We start from the raw sequence: 26944 nt of genomic DNA, 5'->3' as shown, positions 1-26944 counted from the left end.
CCGCACAGTCGCCGACCGGTCCCGGCCCCGAATTACGCGATCTTGAACGGTTGCTGGCACGCGCCGCAGACGATGGACGCCTGGGCGAGCACCGACGGCACCACCCGGACGTTGCGCCCGCAGCCGCAGACCGCCTTGACCCGGACGCCGCCCCCGGAGGAGCCGTGTCGGGCGGCCGGGCCGCGGAAGGCGCGGTTGGTGCCGTCGCCGGCCACCGCTTCCTGGTGCGCCCCGAGGGCGCGGTCCAGCCGCTCGATGGTCTCGGCGTAGCGCTCCTGCGTCTCCTTGAGCATGGTCACCTGGGAGAAGCCGCTGCTGGCGTGCGGCTCGACCGGGTGCGCCAGGCCCAGCTCGGAGGCGAGCATCAGGAAGCGCCGGTTGTGGTAGCGGCCGGCCCGCGAGGTGTCCCGGATGTCCCGGGCCGCGGCCAGACCGTGGGCAGCCTCGTGGAGGAGCCGCTCGAAACCGAGCCGCGTGCCACAGGCCGAGGAGGACTCGCCGATCAGTGCCTCGGGCGAGGCCAGATCGGGAAGGTCCTGGTGGTAGGCCTGGATGTCACTCCAGGCGGCGGCCAGTTCGGCCGCGAGGACGAGGGGCTGTGTCGTGCTCACGCTAGACCAACGATGCAGAGTGCGCCGATGTTCCGCATGTTCCCGTTCTCCGGGAATTCCCAGGGAACTCCCAGGAATGCACGACAGCGCGCGAATTGCGCGTTCCGGATCTGAGGCAAGACCAACCCCCTGCGGGTTTCGGCCCGTCGCAACGTCGGCGGGCCTCGTGAATTCCGTCCGGGGAGCGGGCTGTCGCCCCCAGGACGTACGGCCCGTGGACCCGCCGAAGTTGACAGGGCCACGGGCCGTACACCGTACCGCTATTCCGTTAATACCGGGAGTTGACCGGCCAGTAGGGATGTACCCTGCCCGGGCTCCTCCGGCAGAGTTACCGGATTCTTACCCACCCGCATTCCGGGCAAATGTCGCCGCTAACGGTCATTAACCGCGACCGTCGACATCAGTACGCGCACCACACGCGCATCAGTACGCACGCGCCACGATCGCGATATTGCCGTCCTGGTCGTCGGTCTGCGGCACCGAGCCGTCGGCCGCGACGATGCAGCGCACCGTGACGCCCTGCTCGGACAGCTTGGCCTCGCCCTCCGGGCCGAGGTCGGCCCAGGAGATCCGGCCCCAGCCGGTCGCGGCGGCCTCGACGGCCTCGTCGAGGGTCTTGACATCGACGGTGCGGGCCTCGCGGCGCTCGCGGGACTGGCGCAGCAGCAGCGCCTGGTCCTCCTCCAGGATGCCCGGCAGCAGGGCGGCCAGCGCGTCGATGGAGACCGGCTCCTTGCCGCCCGGGATGCGGCGGGCCAGCATCGCGGTGCCGTTCTCCAGGTCGCGCGGGCCGACCTCGATGCGCAGCGGAACGCCCTTGAGCTCCCAGTCGACGGCGCGGCGGCCGAACGGGGTGTCGGTGCGGTCGTCGACCACGACCCGGATGCCGACGGCCTCCAGCTGGGCGCCGATCTCGCGGACCTTGGCGATGACGGCGTCGTCACCCTTGATCGCCAGGACCACGGCCTGGACGGCGGCCAGGCGCGGGGGCACCCGCAGGCCGTTGTCGTCGCCGTGGGACATGATCAGGCCGCCGACCATGCGGGTCGAGACGCCCCAGGAGGTCTGCCAGACGTGCTCGCGCTCGGCGCCCTGCAGCTGGTAGGTGGTGTTGAACGCCTTGGCGAAGTTCTGGCCCAGCTCGTGGCTGGTGCCCATCTGCAGCGCCTTGCCGTCACCCATCATGGCCTCGAGGGTGAGGGTGTTGATGGCGCCGGCGAAGCGCTCCTTGGCGGTCTTGCGGCCGAGCACGACGTCGATGCCGAGCACGTTGGTCATGAAGTCGCCGTAGACCTGGGTGTGGATCATCGACGCGTACTCGCGGGCGTCCTCGTAGGTGGCGTGGGCGGTGTGGCCCTCCTGCCAGAGGAACTCGGTGGTGCGCAGGAAGACGCGCGGGCGGAGCTCCCAACGGACCACGTTGGCCCACTGGTTGATCAGCAGGGGCAGGTCGCGGTGGCTCTGCACCCACTTCGAGAAGTACTCGTTGATGATGGTCTCGGAGGTGGGCCGGACGACGACCGGCTCCTCCAGCTGCTTGCCGCCGCCGTGGGTGACCACCGCGAGCTCGGGCGCGAAGCCCTCGACGTGCTCGGCTTCCTTGGTCAGGTAGGACTGCGGGATGAACATCGGGAAGTAGGCGTTCTGGGCGCCCGCCTTCTTGATCCGCGCGTCCATCTCCTGCTGCATCCGCTCCCACAGGCCGTAGCCGTACGGTCGGATGACCATGGTGCCGCGCACCGGACCGTTGTCGGCCAGCTCGGCCTTGTTGATGAGGTCCTGGTACCAGCGCGGGAAGTCTTCCGCCTGAGGGGTGAGAACGGGTGCCTTAGCCATGGGCGGAATGGTACGGGGATCGGCCCCCTCACTTCGAATCGCCGTCACACCTGCGGGAGGGGGAGGACACCCGCAGCCGTGGAACGCCGCCCGCAGGGGGGCGCACGACCGCGACACGCGCGCACCACCCTGCACCCCTCTGGACGCCGGGCCCGACCCGCTGTTCGCTGGAGTGGGGCGGGACTTTGGGGGAGCCGTAGCAGCACACCGAAGGACCGGATGGGAGGCCGCGATGGCCGCAGCTCGGACGACCGGCACGACCGCACGACCAGGGACCGCACGACCGGCGGGCGCACGACCGACGGGCGCACGACCGCACCACCCCCCGCAGGGGCCCGCCGGGCCCGCGCGGGCGCGCGACTGGGCGGAGATCCAGGAGCGCATGCTGGTGCCGCTCTACGAGGCGGTGTACGACCGCCTGGAGGTCGGCCCGGCGAGCAGCGTGCTGGGGCTGGGCTGCCGGTCCGGACTGGCCCTGCTGCTCGCCGCCGGACGGGGCGCCCAGGTCGCCGGGCAGGAGCCGGGGGACGAGCTGCGCGAGCTGGCCCGGGACCGTCGGCTGCGGGTGTGCGCGGGGGCCCGGCCGACCGCCGCCGTCCCCCGCTCGGCCCATTCGCTGGTGACGGTTTTCGACCAGCTGCCCGGCTCCGCCGAGCCCGGCCCGGTGGTCGCCGAGGCGGCCCGGCTCACCCTCCCGGGCGGGCACGTGGTGCTCGCCGCCTGGGGCCCGCCGGAGCGCTGCGAGAGCGCCCCGGTGCTGGACACGGCCCGCCGGATGGCGGGGCGGACCACCTCGCGCGACCCGTTCGAACTGAGCGCGCCGGGCGCGCTGGAGGACCTGCTCGCCCCGGTCGGCCTGCGCCCGGCCGGGAGCGGCCGGGTGGCCTGCCCGTTCGCCTACCCGGACCTCGACAGCGCGGTGCGCGGCCTGCTCTCCACCGGGCTGTTCGAGGCGGCCGAGGAGTTCTCGGGTGCCCCGCTGGTCGCCAAGGAGCTGGAGGAGGCGCTGCAGCCGTACCTGCGCCCGGACGGCTCGGTCCGGATGGAGAACGTCTTCCGCTACCTGGTCGCCGAGCGGCCGCGCTGAGAGCCCCTGAAGGCCCAGAGAACGCGAAAACCGGGGGCGCCCGCCACCACGGCGGGCGCCCCCGGCTCACCGGTTCACACCTCTTCGTCGGAGGTCTTCCTCGGCACTCCCGCGGCCCGGTAGGCCGCCTCCTCGTCCAGCGTCTCCGCCTCCAGCAGCGCCGCCGCCAGCGCGTCCAGCCGGTGCCGCTCCTCGTTCAGGATCCGCACCGCGTCCTCGTAGCACTCGGCGACGATCCGCCGGGCCTCCTCGTCCACCGCGTCCAGCGTGGTCGGCGCCGCCGACAGCCCGTACGCGCCCTGCGCGTCCGCGGGCACGGCGGTGAGCCGTCCGACCCGCTCGCTCATCCCCCAGCGCCCGGCCATCCCGCGGGCGATGTTGGTGACCTGCTCCAGGTCGCTCTCCGCGCCGGTGGTGATCACCCCGTAGACCACCTGCTCGGCGGCCATCCCGCCCAGCGCGCCGATGATCCGGCCGCGCAGGTAGGGCTCGGTGTACGAGTAGCGGTCGTTCTCCGGGGTGGAGAGGGTGACGCCGAGGGCGCGGCCGCGCGGCACGATGGTGATCTTGCGGACCGGGTCCGCGCCCGGCTGGAGCATGCCCAGCAGCGCGTGGCCGCTCTCGTGGTACGCCGTCCGCTCGCGCTCCTCCTGCGGCATGACCAGCGGCCGCACGGCGCCGAGCTGGACCTTCTCCAGGGCGTCCGAGAGGTCCCGCCCGTTGACCGCGTCCTGCTCCCGCTTGACGGCCAGCAGGGCCGCCTCGTTGACCAGGTTGGCGAGTTCGGCGCCGGTCATCCCGGGGGTGACCTTGGCCAGCTGGGTGAGGTCGGTGTCACCGGCCAGCGGGACGGTCCGGGTGTGGATGCGCAGGATCGCGGCACGCCCCTCCCGGTCGGGCGGGCTGACGGTGATCCGGCGGTCGAAGCGGCCGGGGCGCAGCAGCGCCGGGTCGAGCACGTCGGCCCGGTTGGTCGCGGCGATCACGATGACGCCCTCGGAGCCCGTGAAGCCGTCCATCTCGGTGAGGATCTGGTTGAGCGTCTGCTCGCGCTCGTCGTGCCCGCCCATGCCGCCGCCGGCGCCGCGCTGGCGGCCGATGGTGTCGATCTCGTCGATGAAGATGATCGCCGGGGCGACCTTGCGGGCCTCGGCGAACAGTTCGCGGACCCGGCTGGCGCCGACGCCGACGATCATCTCGATGAACTCGGAGGCGGAGGCGGAGAAGAACGGCACGTCCGCCTCGCCGGCCACGGCCCGGGCCAGCAGGGTCTTGCCGGTACCGGGCGGGCCGCTGAGCAGCACCCCGCGCGGCATCTTGGCGCCGAGCTTGCGGTAGCGCTCGGGGTTCTTCAAGTAGTCGACCACTTCGGTGAGTTCGGCCTCGACCTCGTCGATGCCGGCCACGTCCGCGAAGGTGGTGCGCTTGCCCTGGTCGGCGGCGACCGGCTTGGGCGGGGCCTTGCGGCCGAGCGGTCCGCCGCCGAGGCCGCCGGCCATCCGGCGGGCGAGCAGGATCCAGATGAAGACCAGCAGCAGCATCGGGGCGAGCGAGAGCAGCAGGTTGGTGAGGAAGCTGCGCTGCTGGACCGGCGAGGTGGCGGTGACCTCCACGCCCTGCTGCTGCAGGGTGGTCCACAGGTTGTCACCCGCGAAGGAGGGGCGCTGGGTGTCGAACTCGGTGTAGTCGCCCTTGCCGCCGTCGGGCTTGGGCTGGGCGCTCTTGAGGGTGCCCTCGATCGCGTCGCCCTTGGCGTAGATCTTGGTGATGTTGCCCTTGTTCAGCTGGTTGTTGAACTCGGTGTACGAGATCGTGGTGGCGCCCTGGTTGCCGAAGAACGACAGCAGCAGGTCGGAGATCAGGAACACCACGAGCGCGGTGAGGACGAGGCCCGCCCAACCGCCGGGCATCCGGCGGCGGGGCGGCGGCGGGGGCGGGGCGCCCTCGGACCGCCAGGGCTGGTCGGGGGTCTGGCGCGGCGGTACGGGTTCGGTCACCCACCGGACGATACGGACAGCCGCTCGGGCGGGCCAACCGCAACGCCGCGCCCGACCGCCCGCACGGCCCCGCGAGGACCGGCCACAGACGCCTGCGACCAGCGGATATGACACCCCGTCGGCGGGCTACGCCGCGCCGCCCGGCCACTCCTCCGCGGTCAGCGCGAACCGCTCGTGGTCGCGCCAGTCCCCCTGTAGGAACAGCATCCGCGGGGTGAAGCCCTCGTGCCGGAAGCCCAGTCGCTTGGCCAGCGCGATCGAGCGCTCGTTGTCCGGCTGCACGTTGATCTCCAGCCGGTGCAGGCCCAGCCCGTCGGCCGACTGCGGGGCGAAGCAGCGGTCCAGGACCAGCCGCAGCCCCTCGGTCATCCGCCCGGTGCCGGCGTACGGCAGGTACGAGTCGTAGCCCAGCGAGGCGTTGCAGAACCGGCCCATCACGATGTTGGCGACGTTCACCTTGCCGACCAGCCCGCCGGTGTCCCGGTCGAAGATCAGGAAGGTGCGCAGGCCCGCCCCCTGGCGTCCCAGCAGTTCCGGCAGCCCGTCCGGCTCGACCGGGTTCCACCGCCCGATGTGCTCGGCGGACCGTCGGACCGCCTCCGCGTACACGACCTCGTCCTCGGCCCTCGGGGCCCTGATCATCACTCGCACGCCGACATCATCTGACATGCCGACATCATCCGGCACGGCAACGGCCTCGGACACGACAAGTCGGAGCGCCGGCGCCGCCCCCCGGACGCGCGAACGGCCCGCCGCCCGGAAAGCTCCGGACGACGGGCCGCACGACAGGACGCCGAGGACTACAGCAGGTCCTTGAACTCCTTGGGCAGTTCGAAGTCGGCCGGGCCCTTGCCCGCCCCGAGACCGAACGCACCGCCGTCGGCCGGGCCCTGGCCGGCGCCCGGACCGAGCGCGCGGCGCTCGGCGGCCGCGGCCTCCTCCTGCGCCCGCTTCAGCGGGTTGCCGCTCTTGCGCTTGCCCTTGGCCTGCGGGGCCTTCTTGCCGGACTTCTTCGCGCCGCCGCCCATGCCGGGGATCCCCGGCATGCCGGGCATGCCCTTGCCGGAGGCCATCGCGGACATCATCTTGCGGGCGTCGAAGAACCGCTCGACCAGGTTCTTCACCTCGCCGACCTGGACGCCCGAGCCCTTGGCGATGCGGGCCCGGCGGGAGCCGTTGATCAGCTCCGGCTCGGCCCGCTCGGTCGGGGTCATCGACTTGATGATCGCGCCGACCCGGTTGACGTCCTTGTCGTCGATGTTGTTGATCTGCTCGCGGATCTGGCCCATGCCGGGCAGCATGCCGAGCAGCTTGGAGATCGAGCCCATCTTCTGGACCTGCTCCAGCTGGGACAGGAAGTCGTCCAGCGTGAAGGCCTTCGGGCCGCCGCGCAGCTTGGCGGCGATCTTCTCGGCCTCGGCCTGCGAGAAGGTCTGCTCGGCCTTCTCGATCAGCGAGAGGACGTCGCCCATGCCCAGGATGCGCGAGGCCATCCGGTCCGGGTGGAAGGCGTCGAAGTCGTCGACCTTCTCACCGTTGGAGGCGAACATGATCTGGCGGCCGGTGACGTGCGCGACCGACAGGGCGGCACCACCGCGGGCGTCGCCGTCGAGCTTGGAGAGCACGACACCGGTGAAGTCGACGCCTTCGAGGAAGGCCTGCGCGGTGGTGACCGCGTCCTGGCCGATCATCGCGTCGACGACGAACAGGACCTCGTCCGGGTTCACCGCGGCGCGGATGTCGGCGGCCTGCTGCATCAGCTCGGCGTCGATGCCGAGGCGGCCGGCGGTGTCGACGATGACGACGTCGTACTGCTTCTGCTTGGCGTACTCGATCGAGTCCCGGGCGACCTGCACCGGGTCGCCGACGCCGTTGCCCGGCTGCGGGCCGTAGAAGGCCACGTCGGCCCGCTCGGCCATCACCTGGAGCTGGGTGACCGCGTTGGGGCGCTGGAGGTCGCAGGCGACCAGCAGCGGGGTGTGCTTCTGCTGCTTCAGCCAGTGGCCGAGCTTGCCCGCGAGGGTGGTCTTACCGGCACCCTGCAGACCGGCGAGCATGATGACCGTCGGGCCGTTCTTGGCGAACCGCACCCGGCGGGTCTCGCCACCGAGGATCGCGATGAGCTCCTCGTTGACGATCTTGATGATCTGCTGCGCCGGGTTCAGCGCGCCGGAGACCTCGACGCCGGTCGCCCGCTCCTTGACCTGCTTGATGAAGGCCCGGACGACCGGCAGCGCGACGTCCGCCTCGAGCAGCGCGATGCGGATCTCGCGGGCGGTGGCGTCGATGTCCGCCTCGCTCAGGCGGCCCTTGCCCCGGAGGTTCTTGAACGTCGCTGCGAGGCGATCGGAAAGGGTGTCGAACACGTCGTCGCGGGTCCTCTGCGGCATCGGTATCAGTACGGTCGTCGTCCCCCAGGGTATCCGGCCGCCCCGGGTACGGTCTCCACCCCCGTGCAGGAGACCCCCGGAGCAGCCCGGCACCGGCCCGGCGGCGGGCCGGTGCCGGCTCTCAGTACCCGCTCTCAGCCCAGCGCCTCCCGGACCGCCGCCGCCACCTCCCGGGCCCGCTCGGCGGTCAGCGGACGGCCCGCCGGGTCCGTCAGGTAGAAGGAGTCGACGGCCTCCGCGCCCAGCGTGGAGACGTGCGCGGTGCGCACCCGCACGTCCGCCCCGTCCAGTGCCCGGCCGATCCGGTGCAGCAGCCCGGGGGCGTCGTGCGCCCGGACCTCCAGCACGGTCGCGGTCGCCGAGGCCACCGCGGGCGCCACCGCGACCAGGGGCGGCGGAGTCGGTATGCCCCTGCGCCGCGGGGCGGCGGCGTCCCGCTCGGCGAGGCGGCGGGTGACGTCCAGCGAGCCGTCCAGCGCCCGGCGCAGGTCGGCGCGCAGCCTGGCCGCCTCCGGCAGCTCGCCGAACTCGGCGGCCACCCGCCAGGACAGCAGCAGCACCGGGCCGGCCCCGATCGGGTCCAGCTCGCTCACGCCCGCCGAGCGGACGGTCAGCCGGTGCAGCGCGAGCACCCCGGCGACCGTCCCGAGCAGCCCGGGCCGGTCCGGGACGGCCAGGGTCAGCTCGACGCCCATCGGCTCGGTCTCCGGGGTCGCCCCCATGGCCTGGGCGAGCACCGACAGCGCGGGGGCGCCGGTGCGGGCGGCCTCGACCGCGAGCCGCTCCTGCTCGGCGCTGGGCTCGGCCTCCACCGCCGGGATCCCGCCCCCGGCCAGTTGGGCGGCGGCCCGGGCCACCAGGCCGTCCACCAGCGAGGCCCGCCAGCTGCTCCACGCCGCCGGGCCGGTGGCCAGCGCGTCGGCCTCGGTGAGGGCGTGCAGCAGTTCCAGCTCCGTCAGGGTGCCGACCGCCTTGGTGATGGCCTCCACGGTGGCCGGGTCGTCGGGGTCGCGCCGGGTCGCGGTGTCGACCAGCGTCAGGTGCTGGCGGACCAGCACCGCCAGGGTCGCGGTGTCCTCGGCCGGGAAGCCCATCCGGGCGGCCAGGTCGCGGACGATCACCTCGCCGGCCTCGCTGTGGTCGCCGGGCCAGCCCTTGCCGATGTCGTGCAGCAGCGCGGCGACCAGCAGCAGGTCCGGCCGGGCCACCCGGCGGGTCATCGCGGCGGCCCGGACGGCCGTCTCGACCAGGTGCCGGTCCACCGTCCAGCGGTGCACCGCGTTGCGCTGCGGACGGCAGCGCACCCGCTCCCAGTCCGGCAGCAGCCTGGTCACCAGCCCCTCCGCCTCCAGCGCCTCCCACACCGGGACGGCCGCCTCCCCCGCCCCCAGCAGGGTCACCAGCTGTTCGCGCGCCTCGTCCGGCCAGGGCACCGGCAGCGGACGGCACTCGGCGGCCAGCCGGCGCACCGTCGCGTACGAGACGGTCAGCCCGTTCTGGGCGGCGGCGGCCGCGGCGCGCAGCGGCAGCACCGGGTCGGCGGCCGGGCGGGCGGCCTGGGCCAGCACCGCCTCGCCGTCCTGTTCGACCACGCCCTCGGCGAGCGGACGGCGGGCGACGGCGCCCCGGGCCACCGCGCCCGGGCCGCGCCCGGCGCCGGTGAACGGGAAGCCCAGCCGGCCCACCCGGCGGCCCCGGCCGGACCGGGCGGCGAGCACCCGGTCCACCGCCCGCCAGGTGACGTCGCTCGCGTAGGCGATGGTCCGGGCGGCCTCGTACACCTGGCGCAGCAGGGTGTCGGCGTCCAGCACGCCGAGCCGCTCGGCGACCTGGTCCTGGTCCTGGAGGCTGAGCCGCTCGGTGGCCCGGCCGGTGGCCAGGTGCAGCGCGTCGCGGACGTCGGCGAGGCGCTCGGCGGCGGCGTCCAGACCGTCCCGGGGCGCGTCGCCGAGCCAGGTGGCGGCGACGGCGTCGAGCGCGACCAGGTCGCGCAGGCCGCCGCGGGCCTCCTTGAGGTCGGGCTCCAGCAGGAAGGACAGCTCCCCGTGCCGCTCGGCCCGCTCCCGGCCCAGGTCGCGCAGCTCGGGCAGCCGCGCGGGGGCGCCGGCGCGCCAGTCGGTGAGCACGGCGGAGCGCAGTGCGGCGGTGAGCGCCGGGTCCCCGGCGAGGTGGCGGGCGTCCAGCAGGCCGAGCTGGGCCTTGAGGTCGGCGGCGGCCACCGCGCGGGCCTCGGCGACGGTGCGCACCGAGTGGTCGAGCTTGGCGCCCGCGTCCCAGACCGGGTACCAGATCCGCTCGGGCAGCTCGCGGGCGATCGGGCCGTCGTGCAGCAGCAGGACGTCCAGGTCGCTGCGCGGGGACAGCTCGCCCCGGCCGTAGCCGCCGACGGCGACCAGGGCGACGCCGGCCGACGGGGCCCCGGCGGCGGCGAGCAGGGCGGCCAGCCAGTCGTCGGTGAGCCGGGCGAGCGCGGCCCGGCGCGGGCGGCCGGTCAGCCCCGGCCGGTCGAGCAGCTCGGCGCGGGCGGCGGTGTGGTCCGACGGGACGACCGGGTCCGTGGGGTCCGCGGGGCCCGCGGGGCCGTCGAAGGGATCGGAGGGGCTGGTCTCGGTGGTCATGCGCGTGGGGTCCCGTCCGTGCGTGCGGGTTGAGCCGTCCTGCGGCCGAACCGTCGTGCGGTTGGAGTCCTGCGGTCGGTCCTGCGGTCTCGGAGTCCTGCGGTTGAGCGGGGCGCCCCGTACGGCCTGCGGCCGCCCCCGGGCGCCGGTACGCCGAAGGGCGGATCCGCCCCCGTGCTGGGGGCGGATCCGCCGGTTCGGTCAGTGCCTCACAGGGCGTCCGGGCCGCGTTCGCCGGTGCGGACCCGGACGGCCGTGTCGACCGGGACGCTCCACACCTTCCCGTCGCCGATCTTCCCGGTGCGGGCGGCCTTCACCAGGACGTCGATCAGGTCGTCGGCGTCCTCGTCCTCGACCAGGACCTCGATCCTGACCTTCGGTACCAGGTCGACGGTGTACTCGGCGCCCCGGTAGACCTCGGTGTGGCCGCGCTGGCGGCCGTAGCCGCTGGCCTCGGTGACGGTCAGGCCGTGGACCCCGAAGGCCTGCAGGGCGGCCTTCACCTCGTCCAGGCGGTAGGGCTTGATCACAGCGGTGATGAGCTTCATCAGGCGTCGACCTCGGTCTTCTCAACGGACGTCTCAACGGACTTGTCGGGCTTCCCGCCGGGCGCGGCGCCGGTGCCCACCGACGTGAGCGCCCGGGCCAGACCGGCGCCGACGGCGCTGAAGTCGTAGGCGGACTCGGCGTGTTCGGCCTGGTCGATGCCGGCCACCTCGACCTCCTCGGGGACCCGGAAGCCGACCAGCTTGTCGACCGCCTTGGCCAGCAGCCAGGAGAGCACGAAGGAGTACGCCGCGACCACTGCCACGCCCATCGCCTGCTTGCCGAGCTGGCCCAGTCCGCCGCCGTAGAACAGGCCCTTGGCGGTCTGGCCGACCCCGCCGGTGGCGAACAGGCCGATCAGCAGCGAGCCGATCGCCCCGCCCACCGCGTGCACGCCGACCACGTCGAGCGAGTCGTCGAAGCCCCAGCGGTACTTGAGCGAGACGGCGGCGGCGCAGGCGACGCCCGCGATCAGGCCGATCGCCACCGCGCCGAGCGGGCTCACCGAGCCACAGGCCGGGGTGATCGCGACCAGTCCGGCCACCGCGCCGGAGGCGGCGCCCAGCGTGGTGAACGCGCCGTGCTTGATCTTCTCGAAGACCAGCCAGCCGATCAGCGCCGCGCCGGTGGCGACCTGGGTGTTGACGAAGGCCATCGCGGCCACGCCGTTGGCGGCCAGCGCCGAGCCCGCGTTGAAGCCGAACCAGCCGAACCAGAGCAGCCCGGAGCCGAGCATCACCAGCGGCAGGCTGTGCGGGCGCATCGGGTCCTTCTTGAAGCCGACCCGCTTGCCCAGCACCAGGCAGAGCGCGAGGCCCGCGACACCGGCGTTGATGTGCACGGCCGTGCCGCCGGCGAAGTCGATCACGCCGTTCCGGTCGCCCAGCCAGCCGCCGTTGCCGTTGTCGGTCATGAAGACCCAGTGCGCGACCGGGAAGTAGACGACCGACACCCAGAGCGCGATGAACAGGCCCCAGGCGGAGAACTTGGCCCGGTCCGCGACGGCGCCGCTGATCAGCGCCGGGGTGATGATGGCGAACATCAGCTGGAACACCGCGAACGCCGTGACCGGGATCGATCCGCTGAGTTCGTTCAGCCCGATGCCGCGCATCCCGAGGAAGTCCAGGTTGCCGATGAGTCCGGCGAAGGCGTCCGGCCCGAAGCTGAGCGAGTAGCCGTAGAGGACCCAGAGCACACTGACGATGCCGAGCGAGAGAAAACTCATCGCCAGCATGTTCAATGTGCTCTTGGCCCTGACCATGCCCCCGTAGAAGAAGGCCAGGCCCGGGGTCATCACCATGACCAGGGCCGCACTGATGAGCACGAAGGCGGTGTCGCCCGCGCTGAAGCCGTCCGGCATCGGCGTCTCCTCTGCGTGAAAGCCGCGCTCCACCCCCGGGTACCTGTCCCGTGCCACCCGGGGCGGCGGCGATGAAGAGGAGAGTGCCGAAGCCTGGTTTCGGCCAATGCGACCGGTTGTTTCGCGGCCGTGACGCGTGCGACGCGCGGGTTACGGGCACGTGAACCGCGCCCCCGACCCTGGGCCGGATGGGTTACCGTGCCCGCCGCGCTGACCGGTCCGCGACAGAAGTGCCACCGACCGTGACGGCGGCGGCCGTCACGGTCGGTGGAGTGTGCCGCCGGGGTCCGCTCAGACCACCGAGACGAACTCCGGGATGTCCTGAACCACGCGCTCCTGGAGCCGGCTCACCGCGTCCACGCCCTGGAACCGGGCCGCCGCGGCCTCCGTGGTCTTGCGGACCCGGGAGTTCAGCCGCTCCGACCGCACCTTGGTCGCGATGTCCACCGCCTGCTCGGCGTACCGGGCGGCCTCCTCGGCCTCCCGCTGCAGCAGGTGCACGCTGGCCATGCCGATCAGGTTGAAGGCGTACGAGCGCACGTGGTCGTCGTCCTGCCGGAACAGGTCGACCGCGCGCTCCATCACCGGCGCCGACAGCGAGGCGTACAGCTGGGCGTTGTCCGAGTGGTAGGCGAGGTCGCGGTAGGAGTGGGCGTTCTCGGCGTTCAGCTCGGCCGGCGAGAAGAACTTCAGCCAGTCCGGGTCGCCGTCGCCGTCGCGGATGTCGGTGAAGGTGTCCTCGGACAGCCGGATCGCCCGGGCGCAGCGGTTCACCTCGCCGATGGTGGCGTAGGCGCGCGCCTCCATCGCGTACAGCAGGGACTGCTGGCGCGGGGTGGCGGTGTCGCGGCTGCCGTACTGCGCCAGGTGGATCAGCTCCAGGGCGTCCTCGCCCCGGTTGAGGTGGATCATCTGGCGGCTCATGTCGGTGAGGATCAGCGCGCCGAACGGGCGGTCGCCGGCCTCCTTGGCCGCGTGCAGCGCCAGCACGTAGTACTTCTGCGCGCTCGGGTGCATCCCGACGTCGTAGGACATCCAGCCGGCCAGGTGGGCGAGTTCGGCGGTGAGCCGGAACAGCCGCTTGGTGGTGTCCTCGGTGTACGTCTCCTGGAGCAGGTCGGTGACCTCGTGGAGCTGGCCGACCACGGCCTTGCGGCGCAGCCCGCCGCCGTTCTGGGCGTCCCACTGGCGGAACATGACCGTGGTCTGCTCCAGCAGTTCCAGCTCGGGCTCGGAGAGCCGACCGGTGAACGCCTCGCCGCCGTTGGCCGCGGTGAGGATCGGGGTGGGGACGCCGGTCGGGCCGGGGGCGAGCCAGCGCTGCATCGGCTCGATCAGCGCGGCGCCGGCGGTCAGCGCGAGGGAGGTGCCGAGGAAGCCCCGGCGGTTGAGCATCAGGTCGCTGCGGGAGTAGTCACTGATCAGCTGGACGGTCTGCGGGGCGCTCCACGGCAGGTCGACGCCGCCGCCGACGGTGGAGACCGGGATGGCGGCGCGCAGGCCGAGGTCCTCGACCGAAACCACCGAGCCGAAGCGCTCCGAGAACAGCTCCGACATGATCTTGGGGATCGGCTCGCGCGGCTGCTCCCCGTCGAGCCAGCGGCGCACCCGGGAGGTGTCGGTGGACACGTGGTGGGCGCCGATCTGCCGGGCCCGGCGGTTGACCTGCCGGGCCAACTCGCCCTTGGACCAGCCGCTGCGGGCGAACCACGTGGTCAGCTTCTCGTTGGGTTGCTTCTCTGCCATGGGAACGTCCCCATCCCGCCCGGCCCCTGCGGGGCCCCCGATCGTGACCGCCCGACGGTTGCGGGCTCTTGCCAGACGTGCCGTGCCTGCGGTGCCAGTACCGCTCGTCGTACTGGTGTGCCATCGTTGCGGACGGTCCGTCAGATCCCCAACTCCCGTTCCCCGACGGCTCGGAGCAGGTGCGCCGACGACGTCCGTGTGCTGAACGTAGTGCCCCGTGAGGTACCCGTGGGAGCGCCCCTGGCGAAACGCCACCTTTCGCCACCCCCAGGAGTGAACCGAAGCCCGGAGGCAGGCGCTTGACTGGGTAGTCGCGACGGTCCGGCATATGCGGGCCGCCAAGTCCCCCGGCCAAGCCCGGCAGACCCGGCAGAACCCGCAATCCATCGCAGCCCCAGGCGAGTTCGCCGCCCACTCGGGACGGCAACCGTCCCTCGCACACGACGATCCGGCATCGACGCCGCCCCCACAAGGCGGCGCCCGAGGCGCACCGCCGGAACAGGCGCACGCCATGCGCTGCGCGCCGCCACCGCACCACGCACGACGCAACGGACAATCAACACACAGTCACCATCCCGTAACCATCGGCAACGAGAACCTGTTGGGGGAGGCATGGACAACCTGTTCGGCGAACTTCGACTGGGGCACCTGCGGCTGGCACCGCTGGGCGCGCGCCGCCGCACCAAGGTCACCGCGTCCCAGGCCGCCGCGGAGTACACCGGCCGCTGGGGCTGGACCGTCGCCACCGGCGAACCGGCCACCGGCGCCGCCGCCCCGACCCGCTGTCCCTGCGGCTCCCGGTGCTGCGCCGCCCCCGGCCTGCACCCCGTACCGGGCACCGCCGACCGAGCCGGCGCCACCGGCGACGAGGGCTCGGTGCTGTTCCCCACCGGCCGCGCCTTCGACGTGCTGGACGTGCCCGAGCCGGCCGGCCTCCAGGCCCTGGTCCGGCTGGAGCGGATGGGCACCCAGGTCGGCCCGGTGCTCGCCCCGCCGACCGGCCGGCTGCAGTTCCTGGTCGCCGCCGGCACCGCCCGCCGACTGCCCGACCTGCTCTACCGGATGGGCTGGGACGACGCCGCGCTCGACCTGGCCTGCCACGGCGAGGGCAGCTACGTCGCCGCCCCGCCCACCGTCCTCGGCGAGCTCGGCCCGGTCCGCTGGCTGCGCCGCCCCACCCGCGACAACGCCGGCTGCCCGCCCGAGGCCCGGCTGCTGCTCGGCACCCTCGCCTACGCCTGCCACCGCAGCCGCGAACGCACCGCCGAGCCCGCCTGGATCGCCTCGTAAATCGCCCGCTCGCCTCCGGGGCGCTCTGATCCGGCGCCGACGGTCGTCGCTCCGGCGCTCGTACCTCGCTTGTCGCTCCTCCCTTTCGGCACCGGCGCGCCCCTTCGGCTCGGGGCGGGAAGCACCCACTCGGGGCTGGAAGCCCTCCGGGCACGCGAAAGGGCCCGCCCCCGGAGGAGCGGGCCCCGACCGACGGGGAGGTCCCGGTCAGTCCCCGATCAGCGCGTCCACGAACGCACCGGGCTCGAACGGCGCCAGGTCGTCCGCACCCTCGCCCAGACCGATCAGCTTGACCGGCACGCCCAGCTCGCGCTGGACCGCGACCACGATGCCGCCCTTGGCGGTGCCGTCCAGCTTGGTCAGCACGATGCCGGTGATGTCCACCACCTCGGCGAACACCCGGGCCTGGATCAGACCGTTCTGACCGGTGGTGGCGTCCAGCACCAGCAGCACCTCGTCCACCGGGCCGTGCTTCTCGACGACCCGCTTCACCTTGCCCAGCTCGTCCATCAGGCCGGTCTTGGTGTGCAGTCGGCCGGCGGTGTCGATCAGCACGGTGTCGACGCCCTCGGCGATGCCCTCCTTGACCGCGTCGAACGCGATCGAGGCCGGGTCGCCGCCCTCCGGGCCGCGCACGGTGCGCGCACCGACCCGCTCGCCCCAGGTCTGGAGCTGGTCCGCGGCGGCCGCGCGGAAGGTGTCGGCCGCGCCGAGCACGACGGTGCGGCCGTCGGCGACCAGGACCCGGGCCAGCTTGCCGGTGGTGGTGGTCTTGCCGACGCCGTTGACGCCGACGACCAGGACCACGGCCGGGCCCTCCTCGTGCTTGGTGGAGCGGACGGTGCGGTCGGCGTCCTTGCCGACCAGCTCGACCAGCTCCTCGCGCAGCAGGCCGCGCAGCTCGTCGGGGCTGCGGGTGCCGAGCACCTTCACCCGGGTGCGCAGCCGCTCGACCAGCTCCTGGGTCGGGGCGACGCCGACGTCCGCGGTGAGCAGGGTCTCCTCGATCTCCTCCCAGGTGTCCTCGTCCAGGTGCTCGCGGGAGAGCAGCGAGAGCAGGCCCTTGCCGAGCGAGTTCTGCGAGCGGGAGAGCCGGGAGCGCAGCCGGACCAGCCGGCCGGCGGTGGGCTCGGGGACCTCGACGGCAGGCGCCGCCTCGGCCTCGGCCGGGGCCTCGACCACCACCTCCTCGGCGGCCTCGGGAAGCGGCACCTCCTCGACGGTGCGGCGGGGCTCCTCGGTCGGCGGCGCGGCCTCCTCGCCGACCTGGGGCTCCTGCGGGGTGGTCTTCGGCGCCGTGATGACCGGCGCCTGCGACTTCGGGGGCAGCTGCTGGCGTCGTCTGCCGGAAACGACGAGGCCCGCGATCGCGCCGATGGCGACCACGGCGATGACGACCGCGAGGATCACGTATTCCAAATCAAGCTCCTTTACTAGTTCCCCCGATAGAGTGATCCTTCGGTCACTGACGCATAAGCGCCCCCGCCTCCCCTACGCTGACCAGCGTGCCGCTCGGCACCGGTCAGGGCTTGGCCGTCACGAGGTCGTCCAACGGCTGAGTGAGAAGCCCCCTCGCGCGAGGGGGAGGAGTCACAACCGCTCCAGTATCCGGGATCGGTCCCGCCTAGGGCAGCTGCCCAGGCACAGGTCGACGAATCAGTCCGTCGCCCCTGAGGCAATCGCCTCCTGTCGCCGAGGCGGCACCGCACGCGACACGCGTTCCCGGTGCTCCTCGCGCAGCCGCTGGCTGATCACCCGGGAGATCCCGTCGCCCTGCATGGTCACCCCGTACAGGGCGTCGGCGGACTCCATGGTCAGCTTCTGGTGGGTGATCACGATCAGCTGGGAGCTCTCCCGCAGCTCCTCCATGATCCCGACCAGCCGGCGCAGATTGGTCTCGTCCAGCGCCGCCTCCACCTCGTCCATCACGTAGAACGGGCTGGGCCGGGCCTTGAAGATCGCCACCAGCAGCGCCACCGCGGTCAGCGAGCGCTCGCCGCCGGAGAGCAGCGACAGCCGCTTGACCTTCTTGCCGGGCGGACGGGCCTCCACCTCGACGCCGGTGGTGAGCATGTTGTCCGGGTCGGTCAGCACCAGCCGCCCCTCCCCGCCCGGGAAGAGCCGGGCGAAGACGCCCTCGAACTGGGCGGCGGTGTCGTGGTAGGCGGAGGTGAACAGCTGCTCGACCCGCTGGTCCACGTCCCGGACGATGTCCATCAGGTCCCGCCGGCTGCGCTTGAGGTCGTCCAGCTGCTCGCCGAGGAACTTGTGGCGCTCCTCCAGGGCGGCGAACTCCTCCAGCGCCAGCGGGTTGACCTTGCCCAGCTGCTGGTACGCCTTCTCGGCGGCCCGGAGCCGCTTCTCCTGCTCGGCCCGGACGTACGGGTACGGCTCCCCCGGCTCCTGACCCTCCTCGGGCGTGGCCGGCGGCACCGGCCGGTCCGGCCCGTACGAGGCCAGCAGCTCGCCGCCGTCGATGCCGAACTCCTCCAGCGCGCGGGCCTCCAGCTGCTCGATCCGCAGCCGCTTCTCGGCCCGCAGCACCTCGTCCCGGTGCCCGGCGTCGACCAGCTTGTCCAGCTCCTCCTTGAGCCCGCGCCCGTGCTCGCGGTGCTCCCGGAGCTCGTGCTCCCGCTCGGCGAGCGCCTGTTCGACGGCCGCGCGCCCGGCGTCCGCCCGGGCCAGCGACACCTCCAGGCAGGCGAGCAGCTGCCGGGCGCCCGCCGCGACGGCGTTCGCCACCCGGGCGTCGTGCTCGGCGCGCCGGCGGCGGTCGGCGGCCCGGGCGCGCGCCTCGCGCTCGGCGCGGGCGGCCCGGTCCAGCTGGTCGGCCCGGCCGGTCAGGGCGCGGACCCGCTCCTCGTGGGTGCGCACCGCGAGCCGGGCCTCCAGTTCGGCCTGCCGGGCGGCGGAGGCGGCCTCGGTGAGCCGCTGCTGCTCGGCCCGGTCCGGCTCGTCCTCCCCCGCGTCCGCCGACTCCTCGGCGGCGGCCAGTCGTTCGGCCAGTTCCCCAGCGGTGGCGAGCAGTTCGGCCACGCCCTGTTCGGCCCGCGCGGCGGCCGCCGAGAGCCGTTCGGCCTCGCCGGCGGCGGCCCGGGCCTGCCCGCCGAGCCGGCCGAGCGCGCCCGCCACCCGGGCCCGCTCCTGCTCCGCCTGCCGCCGCTGTTCGCCCAGGCGCTCCAGTTCGGCGGCCGACTCCCCGCGCAGTTCGGTGAGTTCGGCCAGCCGCCCGGCCGCCTCGGCGCAGCGCAGGTCGAGTTCGCCGATCGCCCGGGCGGCCTGGTCCACCGCGGCCTGGGTCTCCAGCAGGCTGGGCACGCCGCTGGAGCCGCCCCGGGCGAAGCCGGCGCCCAGGAGGTCGCCCTCGGCGGTGACGGCGGAGAGTTCGGGGCGTTCGGCGACCAGTCGCAGCGCCTGGTCCAGGTCGGCGACCACCGCGATCCCGGCCAGCCGGTTGCGCACGGCGGCGAGCAACTCGGCCGGTCCGTCGACCAGTTCGGCGGCCCACCGGGCCCGTCCGGGCAACTCGCCCTCGGCCTGAGGGAGTTCCGCCGCCCCGGCGACCAACAGCGCGGCCCGCCCGGCGTCCTGGGCGCGCAGCAGCCGCAGCGCCCCGGCGGCGGCGCCGGGCGAGTCGACGGCCACCGCGTCGGCGGCCGCCCCGAGCGCCGCGGCGAGCGGCACCTCGTGGCCGGGTTCGATCCGCAGCAGTGCGGCGGCCGGGCCGAGCAGCCCGGTCAGCCGCTCCCCCGCCGCCAGCAGCGCGCCGGTGCCGTCCTTGCGCCGCAGCCCGAGCGAGAGCGCCTCGTGCCGCGCGGTCAGCCCGGCCCGCTCGCGTTCGGCGGCTCCGGCCGTCTCCCGGGCCCCGGCCAACTCCCGTTCCACCTCGGCCAGTCGGGCCCGGGCCCGCTGGTAGCGGTCCTCGGCCCGGGCGTCGTCCCCGGCCGAGCCGTCCACCTGCTGCTGGAGCTCGTCCAGTTCGCCCTGGGCGGCTTCGGCGCGCAGCAGGGCCTCGTCCCTGGCCTCGGTGAGCCGGCCGATCTCGGCCTGCGCCGCAGCGGCCCGGGAGCGGGCGGCTGCGGTCTGCCCCTGGAGTCGGGCCAGGCCCTCCCGGCGGTCGGCGATGGCCCGGGCGGCGTCCCGCAGGCGGCGTTCCTCGTCGGCCAGCGCGCGTTCCAGTTCGCCCTTGCGCTCGACCGCCTCGGCCAGCGCGTACTGGGCCTCCTCCAGTGCCTCGGCGAGCGCGGCCTCCTCCTCGCGGACCCGCTCGGCCTCCCGTTCCAGCTCCTCCGGGTCCCGGCCGCGCCGTTCCTCGGCGGTGCCCCCGGCGACGGCGTGCCGGGCCCGGGCCTCGGCCAGCCCGATCGTGCCGCGGGTGCGCTCGGCGAGCGCGGAGAGCCGGTACCAGGTCTGCCGGGCGGCCTCCAGGCTCGGGCCGAGCTGCTGGACCTGCGCCTCCAGGACGCGTTCGCGCTGCACGGCGCGGGCCAGTTCCTGTTCGACGGTGGTCCGGCGCAGCCGCAGGGCCAGCTCGTCGGCGACCTCGGCCTCGACGGCCCGGCGCAGGGCCAGCAGGTCGTCGGCGAGCAGCCGCAGCCGGGCGTCGCGCAGGTCGGCCTGGATGCCGGCCGCGCGCCGGGCCACCCTGGCCTGCCGGCCGAGCGGTCCGAGCTGGCGGCGCAGTTCGGCGACCAGGTCCTGGACCCGGTTGAGGTTGGCCTGCATCGCGTCCAGCTTCCGCAGCGCCTTCTCCTTGCGCTTGCGGTGCTTGAGGACGCCGGCCGCCTCCTCGATGAAGGCGCGTCGGCCCATCGGATCGGCGTGCAGGACGGAGTCGAGCTGGCCCTGCCCGACGATGACGTGCATCTCCCGGCCGATGCCGGAGTCGGAGAGCAGTTCCTGGATGTCCAGCAGGCGGCAGGTCTCGCCGTTGAGCGCGTACTCGCTGCCGCCGTTGCGGAACATGGTCCGGGTGATCGTCACCTCGGAGTAGTCGATCGGCAGGGCGCCGTCGGCGTTGTCGATGGTGAGGCTGACCTCGGCCCGGCCGAGCGGGGCGCGCCCGCTGGTCCCGGCGAAGATGACGTCCTCCATCTTGCCGCCGCGCAGCGACTTGGCACCCTGCTCGCCCATCACCCAGGACAGCGCGTCCACCACGTTGGACTTGCCGGAGCCGTTCGGGCCGACCACGCAGGTGATGCCCGGTTCGAAGCGCAGGGTCGTGCTGGAGGCGAAGGACTTGAATCCGCGCAGCGTCAGACTCTTCAGGTGCACGCGGCCGGTCTCCTCATTCACTCACGAGGGAACCGACTGTATCCGGAGTCCGACACGACGAAGGGACGCCACATCCGGGCGTCCCTTGCAAAGCTGCGTCCCTTTCGGGGCGGCTCAGTGCACAGCGGCGTCGATCTGGGAGGACCGGGACGGGCTCAGGTCAGAGCCGGCTCCCGCTGGTCCAGATCGATGCTGTTGAGCAGCGAGTGCTCGTCAGCGACAGCGGTGAGCGCGTCGTTCTCAGCCTGCATCCGAAGAAGCTCGGACTCAAGATCCTGGACGCGCTGCTGAAGCCGTCGCATCTCGGAGAGCATTCGCGGGTCGGGGCCGCCGACGTACCCGAGAAGCGCCTTTGCCATGATGAATGGTCCTCCACGCTGAGTGACCGAACCGGAACGGTACAGGTCTAGGGGGAAGGGGGACGCACGCGCGGCGCGCACCGGAAGTGCTGGCTGGGCACTACGGCACAACCGCCGTGAGCTGGGCTCACGAGAGCATGCGCCTGCCGGGGAACGCGATCGTGTGCGCGGGCTTCAAGCGTCTCACCAAAGACGGAAAGGGTCAACACGATCACCGCACGCTACCGCGCCCCTGTCACCTGCCCGGCGGTGTCGTCACGCCTGGGGGTCTCGGGCCCGGGTCCACCACGTGCTCGTGGATCATCGTTCGATGCGGAGTCAACCACGAGTCTGCCCGAATGGCAACCGTATGACACCGACGGTTGCCGATCATTTCCGGGCCGCGACCGCGGCGCCCTCCGGGGCGGTGGCTCAGCGGATCTCGAAACCCTCGTAACCTGCGCCGACGGCGGTCCAGATCTCGGTCACGCCGCTCACCGCGCCGGGCGTGTCGGGGCCGCGCAGCAGGGCCAGCAGCAGCTCGCAGTCGGCGGCCAGGCCCTCGGCCACCACCTGCACCCGGCCGTCGCCGAGGTTGCTCGCGTACCCGGTCAGCCCGACCTCCAGCGCCCGTGCCCTGGTCCACCAGCGGAACCCGACCTGCTGGACCTTCCCCCGGACCCAGGCGGTCACCCGGACCGGTTCATCACTGTGGGCATCGCGACCGTGCATGCCCCCGACCCTAACCGGCCGCCGGGCGGGTCACAGCTCCACCGGGCCCTCGACCGTCCAGCCCGGGGTGTGCACCTCGGCGTGCAGCTCGCCGCGGCGGGCCTCCCGGCCGCAGGTGCGGCAGACCCAGGCCGGGTCGAAGGGGTGCGGCTCGTGGTCCTCGGGCGCGTGGGCGAAGGTCACCGGGGAGTCCGGCAGCAGCCAGCGGTCGCCCCAGGCGCGCAGCGCGTGGGCGAGCGGGGCGAGGTCCCGGCCGGCCTCGGTGAGGTGGTACTCGTAGCGCGGCGGCCGCTCGCTGTACGGGCGGCGCTCGACCACCCCGGCCTCCTCCAGGGCCCGCAGCCGTGCGGTCAGCCGGTCGCGCGGGGCGCCGGTGTTGCGGGCGATCCGGTCGAAGCGGTGGTTGCCGTAGAACAGCTCGCGCACCGCCAGCAGCGCCCACTTCTCACCGACCACCTGGAGCGCCGCGGCCATCGAGCAGGGCCGGCCGGGGGTGGCGACGGGGGCGGGGGTGTCGGCGGTCACAGCGCCAGCCTGCCACAGCGGGTTCCGTTCTCAAACCCTGCCCCGGACGGCGAACGGCCCCGCCGGTCGGAACCGGCGGGGCCGTGGGGCTGTCGGGTCATGCCCGGGTCAGCGGGTCACCAGTCGTCGCCGCCACCGAAGCCGCCGCCACCGCCGCCGAAGTCGGAGTCGCTGAAGCCGCCGAAGTCCGAGGCATTGAAGTCGGCACCGGTGAAGTCGCCGCCCTCGTACTGGTCCTGGTAGCCGCCGTGGCCGCCCTCCATCATCGGCGCCGCCGCGTAGGCCGGGCTGCTCATCATCGAACCGAGCATGGTGCCGACCAGCAGGCCGGGCAGCAGGCCGCCGCCGAAGCTGCTGTAGTACCCGCCCGCGTACGGCGCGTAGGCCGGGCCGGCGTTCCAGTACGGCTGCGGGCCGTGCTCGGTGTCGACGGTGCGCACCGCCGGGTCGAGGCCGGCCGCGACCCGGTCCGCGTCGGCCTGGCAGACCGGGACGCTGCGGGCGGAGCCGCCGGCCGGGGCCCAGTCGACGTCCTTGACGGACGGGCCGTGCCGCGGGTCCATGAAGCACGGGGGACGGCGCTCGGGCAGCGGGCGCTTCTCGCGCCGGGCCGCCAGGGTGGCCAGCTGGAACCGGCCGTCCTCGATCGCCTCGGTGACCTGCTTGACGTCCTCGGGCTTCTTGGCCTCGTCCATCAGCCGCTTGGACTTCTCGTACGAGTCCAGGGCGTGGCTGTAGTCGGTGCGCTGGGCGTCGTCGGCGTCGCTCGCGCGCGGGTTGAAATCGAGCCGCTCCAGCTCGACGCCGAAGGCGGTGATGTCCTCGTCCACCACTCGGCGCAGCTGCTCCAGCTCGGCCCGGGCCTGCTCCTCCTTGCGCTTCTTGGCGCGGCGGAAGAGGAAGAAGACACCCGCACCGGCCAGCACCACCAGCAGGACCGGGATGATCACCCAGGCGATCGAGGTGCTGTGGTTGACCCCGGTGCCCTTGGTCTGCGGGGCGGCCTGGTCGACGAAGTCGTTCAGGGTCGCGTTGATGTCACCCTTGTCGGCGCGCAGGACGGCGCCCGAGATCCGCGACGCGGCGCCGGGGGCCATCGCACCGCGGTCCGCGTCCGCCTTGAACCCGTCGGGACCGAGCCAGACGGCGTAGACGCCGTCGATGCCCACCAGGGTGCGCAGGTCCGAGAGGATGGTGTTCTTGTTGGCGCCCTCGGGGACGACCGCGACGAAGATCGGCTTGTCGGCCTTCTCGATCTTCTTGGTCAGCGCGTCCGCCTGCGCCTGGCTGAAGCGGTCCTGCATCGCCGGGGCGACGTAGACCTGGCCCTTCTTCAGGGTGGCCGCGGCGTCGCTCAGACCGCCGGCGGCCGAGGCCGCCGGGGCGAACATCAACAGCAGCCCGAGCAGCGCCGCCACCAGGGCAAGTGGCCCGGCGCCCCGGGAACGTCGTGCAAGGGTTCTCATAACCCCCGACGCTACCGTGACCGGCGGCGGAGCACGGCATACCCTTCGCATACTGGTTATGACAAGATTCCCCGCCGTCCGCCGGGGCGGCTCCCCTTCTCGCGGATGACATTCCCCCCAGTCGACCCTGAGACGGGTGGGACGCGGGAACCACATGAGGCGGCCGGACGTACGTCCCGGCGGGCCCGGGGCGGTGCGGGGGCGGGTCCGGCGCGGTTCGAGGGGGCGTCCCGACCGTACCGCGCGAACGGGCACACTGGTCCCGGACCGCTCGTCCCATTACTTCTTCTTGACCCAACTCCCGATCGGAGCGCTCGGTGATCATCGGCCTCGTCACGGCCGTGGCGGCATCCGCCTGCTACGGCACCGGCTCGGTCCTCCAGGCCGTCGGATCCCGCCGCTCGGCCCGGGAGGAGGCGGCGAAGGGCGCCGCCGGATCGACCACCGAGCACGGCGGGCCGAGCCTGTCCTCCACCGCCAAGGCCGCCGTCACCTGGGAGTTCATCACCGGAACGGTGCTGGACCTGATCGGCTTCGGGCTCGGCGCCCTGGCCGCGCGGCTGCTGCCGCTGTTCCTCTCCCAGACCATCATCAGCGCCAACCTGGTGATCACCGCGGTGCTCAGCATCAAGCTGCTGGGCATCCGGCTCAAGCAGCTGGAGTGGGCCTCGATCGGCGTGCTCTGCTCGGCCCTGGTGCTGCTGGCCGTCTCGGCCGGACCCGAGGGCGGCCACCACGCGTCGACGGCCTTCCACTGGGGGCTGCTGATCACCACCACCGTGCTGCTGGCCGGCGGCAGCCTGCTGGTGCGCCGGATGGGCTCCAAGGGCGCGATCGTCGCCGGTCTGCTGTCCGGCCTCGGCTTCGGCGCACTGGGCGTCGGCGTGCGCATCCTGAACGGTGTGGAGCCCTTCGACCTGGTCCGGCTGGCCTCCGACCCGGCGCTGTACGCGATCCTGATCGGCGGCCTCGGCGGCATGTACGTGCACACCGTGGCCCTGCAGATCGGCTCGGTGAACGGCGCCACCGCCGCCCTGGTGGTCGGCGAGACGGTGCTGCCCGGCGCGATCGGCGTGCTCTGGCTCGGCGACTCCTCCAAGGCCGGCCTGGGCTGGCTCGGCGTGGCCGGCTTCCTGCTCGCGGTGGTCTCCGCGGTCGGCGTCGCCTACTTCGGCCAGGACACCCACGGCAGCCCCGGCGGGACGCCCGCCGACCAGCCGGAACTCGCCCACAAGTAGGGGGTGTCTTGCGGGTCCTTGCCGGGTCCGCGGCGCCGGGGCACGCACCTCGCCGCGTTGTCGTCGGTCGCCAATGCTCCGCAGTGGCTCCCTCCTCCGCCTTGCGATGCACGCACCCCAACGCCGCGACCTGATCCGACAAAACCCACAAGACGCCCCCTGCGGCGCTCAGCCCCCGCTGCGGGTCCGCGGCACGCGCTGGCAGCGGGGGCAGAAGTAGCTGGAGCGGTTCATCCAGGCGGCCCGCCGGATCGCGGTGCCGCAGCGGCGGCAGGGCTCGTGCTCGCGGCCGTAGGCGTCGAGGTCCCGGGAGAAGTAGCCGCTCTCGCCGTTCACGTTGACGTACAGGCTGTCGAAGCTGGTGCCGCCCACGGCCAGCGCCGCCGTCATCACGTCCCGGGCGTTGGCCAGCAGCAGCTCGGCCTGCGGGCGGGTGAGGGTCGCGGTGGGGCGGTCGTAGTGGAGCTTGGAGCGCCACAGCGCCTCGTCGGCGTAGATGTTGCCGACGCCGCTGATCAGGGTCTGGTCGAGCAGGGCGCGCTTGACCGTGGTGCGCTTGGCGCGCAGCGCGGTGACGAAGGCCGCGTCGTCGAACCGGGGATCGAGCGGGTCGCGGGCGATGTGCGCGATGGAGAGCGGGGTGCCCTCGGCGTCCTCCTCGGCCTCCTCGACGGCCAGGCCGCCGAAGGTCCGCTGGTCGACGAAGCGCAGCTCGCGCCCGCCGTCGGCGAAGCGCAGCCGGACCCGCAGGTGGGTCTCGTCCGGCACCGACGGGTCCTGGACGAGGAGTTGGCCGCTCATCCCGAGGTGGCCGATCAGCGAGAATCCCGCGCCCGGGCCGCTCAGCGGCACCCAGAGGTACTTGCCGCGGCGCTGCGCGGCGCCGAGGACGGTGCCGGTCAGCCGGTCCGCGAAGTCGGCCGCGCCGCCCGGCTGGCGACGCACCGCGCGCGGGTGCAGCACCTGGACGTCCTCGACGGTCCGCCCGGCGACCCAGTTCGCCAGACCTCGGCGGACGACCTCGACCTCGGGGAGTTCGGGCACGGGAACAGGCCTCCTGCGTACGACGATCCGGCAGCAGGAAAGGCTACTCCGTGGTCACGCCCCGGCGGGCAGCCGGTCGGCGTACTTCTCCCTGATCGCGCGCCAGGCGCTCTCGGCGGCCTTCTGCTCGGCTTCCTTCTTCGAGCGGCCGACGCCGCTGCCGAAGTCCTCGCCGGCCACCCGGGCCGCCGCGGTGAAGGTCTTCTCGTGGTCCGGACCGGACTCCATGACGACGTACTCGGGCACGCCGATGCCCACCGAGGCGGTGAGCTCCTGGAGGCTGGTCTTCCAGTCCAGGCCCGCGCCCAGCTGAGAGGACTCCTCGATCAGCGGGTCGAACAGGCGGTGGACAAACTCGGTGGCCGCGTCCAGGCCCTGGTCCAGGTAGACGGCGCCGATCACGGCCTCGACGGTGTCGGCGAGGATCGACGACTTGTCGCGGCCGCCGGTCCCCTCCTCGCCCTTGCCGAGGCGGATGAAGGTGCCGAGTTCCAGGCCCCGGCCGACGTCCGCGAGCGCGCGGGAGTTGACCACCGCGGCGCGCAGCTTGGCGAGCGTGCCCTCCGGGACGTCCGGGTGGACGCGGTAGAGGGTGTCGGTCACCACCAGGCCCAGCACCGAGTCGCCGAGGAATTCCAGGCGCTCGTTGGTGGGCAGACCCCCGTTCTCGTACGCGTACGAGCGGTGGGTCAGGGCACGCACCAGAAGGGCGCGCTCGAGCGTGTACCCGAGGCGCCCTTCCAGGACGTCGTATTCGGTCGAAGCCGGCCCACCGGCCTTGCCGCTGCCCGAAGAACCCTTCGAGGCAGAGGACGCCTTGCGGGTGGAGTTACCGTCCGACATCGA

Annotated in this window: 20 protein-coding genes; 3 read left to right on the top strand and 17 right to left on the bottom strand. The window is 73.3% G+C overall.

The features are described 5' to 3' along the window. Positions 1–32 precede the first annotated feature (32 nt). Both ACFVXG_RS20210 and proS read right to left on the bottom strand, forming a co-directional pair. Positions 33–611, bottom strand: a complete 579-nt coding sequence (locus ACFVXG_RS20210; protein ID WP_188307074.1) for a hypothetical protein — start codon at positions 609–611, stop codon at positions 33–35. A 423-nt stretch (positions 612–1034) separates the two neighbouring features. Further along, positions 1035–2447 carry a proline--tRNA ligase gene (proS, locus tag ACFVXG_RS20205; RefSeq protein WP_387929278.1) on the bottom strand — a complete coding sequence of 471 codons (1413 nt, stop codon included), beginning with the start codon at positions 2445–2447 and terminating at the stop codon, positions 1035–1037. A 382-nt stretch (positions 2448–2829) separates the two neighbouring features. Here proS and ACFVXG_RS20200 point away from each other — a divergent pair, with 382 nt between their 5' ends. Continuing rightward, complete coding sequence (locus ACFVXG_RS20200) at positions 2830–3534, top strand: class I SAM-dependent methyltransferase (RefSeq protein ID WP_387929276.1); 705 nt, start codon at positions 2830–2832, stop codon at positions 3532–3534. A 74-nt stretch (positions 3535–3608) separates the two neighbouring features. Here the strand turns inward: ACFVXG_RS20200 and ftsH are convergent, their stop codons facing one another. The 7 genes from ftsH to ACFVXG_RS20165 form a co-directional block, all read right to left on the bottom strand. Next, a complete protein-coding gene (gene ftsH / locus ACFVXG_RS20195; RefSeq protein ID WP_387929274.1) occupies positions 3609–5531 on the bottom strand; it encodes an ATP-dependent zinc metalloprotease FtsH in 1923 nt (640 codons plus the stop codon). Between the two features lie 126 nt (positions 5532–5657). Continuing rightward, positions 5658–6200: a GNAT family N-acetyltransferase gene (locus ACFVXG_RS20190; RefSeq protein WP_387929272.1), complete on the bottom strand. Its 543-nt coding sequence runs from the start codon at positions 6198–6200 to the stop codon at positions 5658–5660. Between the two features lie 131 nt (positions 6201–6331). Further along, positions 6332–7897, bottom strand: a complete 1566-nt coding sequence (gene ffh / locus ACFVXG_RS20185; protein ID WP_387929431.1) for a signal recognition particle protein — start codon at positions 7895–7897, stop codon at positions 6332–6334. A 158-nt stretch (positions 7898–8055) separates the two neighbouring features. Then, entirely contained in the window at positions 8056–10539 is a 2484-nt protein-coding gene (locus ACFVXG_RS20180; protein WP_387929270.1) for a [protein-PII] uridylyltransferase, read from the bottom strand. 209 nt (positions 10540–10748) lie between these two features. Further along, positions 10749–11087, bottom strand: a complete 339-nt coding sequence (locus ACFVXG_RS20175; RefSeq protein ID WP_350508264.1) for a P-II family nitrogen regulator — start codon at positions 11085–11087, stop codon at positions 10749–10751. Next, complete coding sequence (locus ACFVXG_RS20170) at positions 11087–12445, bottom strand: ammonium transporter (RefSeq protein WP_387929268.1); 1359 nt, start codon at positions 12443–12445, stop codon at positions 11087–11089. Before ACFVXG_RS20170 ends, ACFVXG_RS20175 begins: the two co-directional genes overlap by 1 nt. Positions 12446–12736: 291 nt before the next feature. Continuing rightward, on the bottom strand, positions 12737–14233 hold the full coding sequence (locus ACFVXG_RS20165) for a hypothetical protein (RefSeq protein WP_387929429.1): 1497 nt from the start codon (positions 14231–14233) through the stop codon (positions 12737–12739). A 570-nt stretch (positions 14234–14803) separates the two neighbouring features. On the opposite strand from ACFVXG_RS20165, the gene ACFVXG_RS20160 reads away from it, so the two are divergent. Continuing rightward, positions 14804–15481, top strand: coding sequence for a bifunctional DNA primase/polymerase (locus tag ACFVXG_RS20160; RefSeq protein ID WP_387929266.1), 678 nt, complete (start codon positions 14804–14806; stop codon positions 15479–15481). 207 nt (positions 15482–15688) lie between these two features. Here ACFVXG_RS20160 and ftsY read toward each other — a convergent pair whose 3' ends face one another. The 6 genes from ftsY to ACFVXG_RS20130 all read right to left on the bottom strand — a co-directional run bounded on the left by ftsY (position 15689) and on the right by ACFVXG_RS20130 (position 23816). Continuing rightward, positions 15689–16900 (bottom strand): signal recognition particle-docking protein FtsY, encoded by a 1212-nt coding sequence (gene ftsY / locus ACFVXG_RS20155; RefSeq protein WP_387929264.1) that lies wholly within the window; start codon positions 16898–16900, stop codon positions 15689–15691. Positions 16901–17137: 237 nt separating this feature from the next. Next, entirely contained in the window at positions 17138–20755 is a 3618-nt protein-coding gene (gene smc / locus ACFVXG_RS20150) for a chromosome segregation protein SMC (RefSeq protein ID WP_387929262.1), read from the bottom strand. A gap of 155 nt (positions 20756–20910) precedes the next feature. Next, positions 20911–21114, bottom strand: coding sequence for a hypothetical protein (locus ACFVXG_RS20145; RefSeq protein ID WP_030243474.1), 204 nt, complete (start codon positions 21112–21114; stop codon positions 20911–20913). Between the two features lie 411 nt (positions 21115–21525). Beyond that, on the bottom strand, positions 21526–21825 hold the full coding sequence (locus ACFVXG_RS20140) for an acylphosphatase (protein ID WP_387929260.1): 300 nt from the start codon (positions 21823–21825) through the stop codon (positions 21526–21528). 30 nt (positions 21826–21855) lie between these two features. Beyond that, positions 21856–22350, bottom strand: a complete 495-nt coding sequence (locus tag ACFVXG_RS20135; RefSeq protein WP_387929258.1) for a winged helix-turn-helix transcriptional regulator — start codon at positions 22348–22350, stop codon at positions 21856–21858. 116 nt (positions 22351–22466) lie between these two features. Continuing rightward, on the bottom strand, positions 22467–23816 hold the full coding sequence (locus tag ACFVXG_RS20130; protein ID WP_387929256.1) for a hypothetical protein: 1350 nt from the start codon (positions 23814–23816) through the stop codon (positions 22467–22469). A 317-nt stretch (positions 23817–24133) separates the two neighbouring features. Between ACFVXG_RS20130 and ACFVXG_RS20125 the strand changes: the two genes are divergently transcribed. Beyond that, entirely contained in the window at positions 24134–25054 is a 921-nt protein-coding gene (locus ACFVXG_RS20125) for a hypothetical protein (protein ID WP_387929254.1), read from the top strand. 168 nt (positions 25055–25222) lie between these two features. Here the strand turns inward: ACFVXG_RS20125 and mutM are convergent, their stop codons facing one another. Both mutM and rnc read right to left on the bottom strand, forming a co-directional pair. After that, complete coding sequence (gene mutM / locus ACFVXG_RS20120) at positions 25223–26098, bottom strand: bifunctional DNA-formamidopyrimidine glycosylase/DNA-(apurinic or apyrimidinic site) lyase (RefSeq protein ID WP_387929252.1); 876 nt, start codon at positions 26096–26098, stop codon at positions 25223–25225. A gap of 54 nt (positions 26099–26152) precedes the next feature. Beyond that, positions 26153–26941: a ribonuclease III gene (gene rnc / locus ACFVXG_RS20115; protein ID WP_387929251.1), complete on the bottom strand. Its 789-nt coding sequence runs from the start codon at positions 26939–26941 to the stop codon at positions 26153–26155. Between the last annotated feature and the right edge of the window lie 3 nt (positions 26942–26944).

The organism is Kitasatospora sp. NPDC058162, from assembly GCF_042884005.1.
Taxonomy (GTDB): domain Bacteria; phylum Actinomycetota; class Actinomycetes; order Streptomycetales; family Streptomycetaceae; genus Kitasatospora.
The sequence above is the reverse complement of the archived record's forward strand: the minus strand, read 5'-3'. Positions and strand labels throughout refer to the sequence as shown.

Excerpts from the sequence above, each read along its gene's own strand:
- proS (WP_387929278.1), bottom strand. The coding sequence starts at position 2,447 with ATGGCTAAGGCACCCGTTCTCACCCCTCAGGCGGAAGACTTCCCGCGC.
- ACFVXG_RS20200 (WP_387929276.1), top strand. The coding sequence starts at position 2,830 with ATGCTGGTGCCGCTCTACGAGGCGGTGTACGACCGCCTGGAGGTCGGC.
- ACFVXG_RS20190 (WP_387929272.1), bottom strand. The coding sequence starts at position 6,200 with ATGTCAGATGATGTCGGCGTGCGAGTGATGATCAGGGCCCCGAGGGCC.
- ACFVXG_RS20180 (WP_387929270.1), bottom strand. The coding sequence starts at position 10,539 with ATGACCACCGAGACCAGCCCCTCCGATCCCTTCGACGGCCCCGCGGGC.
- ACFVXG_RS20175 (WP_350508264.1), bottom strand. The coding sequence starts at position 11,087 with ATGAAGCTCATCACCGCTGTGATCAAGCCCTACCGCCTGGACGAGGTG.
- ACFVXG_RS20170 (WP_387929268.1), bottom strand. The coding sequence starts at position 12,445 with ATGCCGGACGGCTTCAGCGCGGGCGACACCGCCTTCGTGCTCATCAGT.
- ACFVXG_RS20160 (WP_387929266.1), top strand. The coding sequence starts at position 14,804 with ATGGACAACCTGTTCGGCGAACTTCGACTGGGGCACCTGCGGCTGGCA.
- ACFVXG_RS20145 (WP_030243474.1), bottom strand. The coding sequence starts at position 21,114 with ATGGCAAAGGCGCTTCTCGGGTACGTCGGCGGCCCCGACCCGCGAATG.
- ACFVXG_RS20140 (WP_387929260.1), bottom strand. The coding sequence starts at position 21,825 with ATGCACGGTCGCGATGCCCACAGTGATGAACCGGTCCGGGTGACCGCC.
- ACFVXG_RS20130 (WP_387929256.1), bottom strand. The coding sequence starts at position 23,816 with ATGAGAACCCTTGCACGACGTTCCCGGGGCGCCGGGCCACTTGCCCTG.
- rnc (WP_387929251.1), bottom strand. The coding sequence starts at position 26,941 with ATGTCGGACGGTAACTCCACCCGCAAGGCGTCCTCTGCCTCGAAGGGT.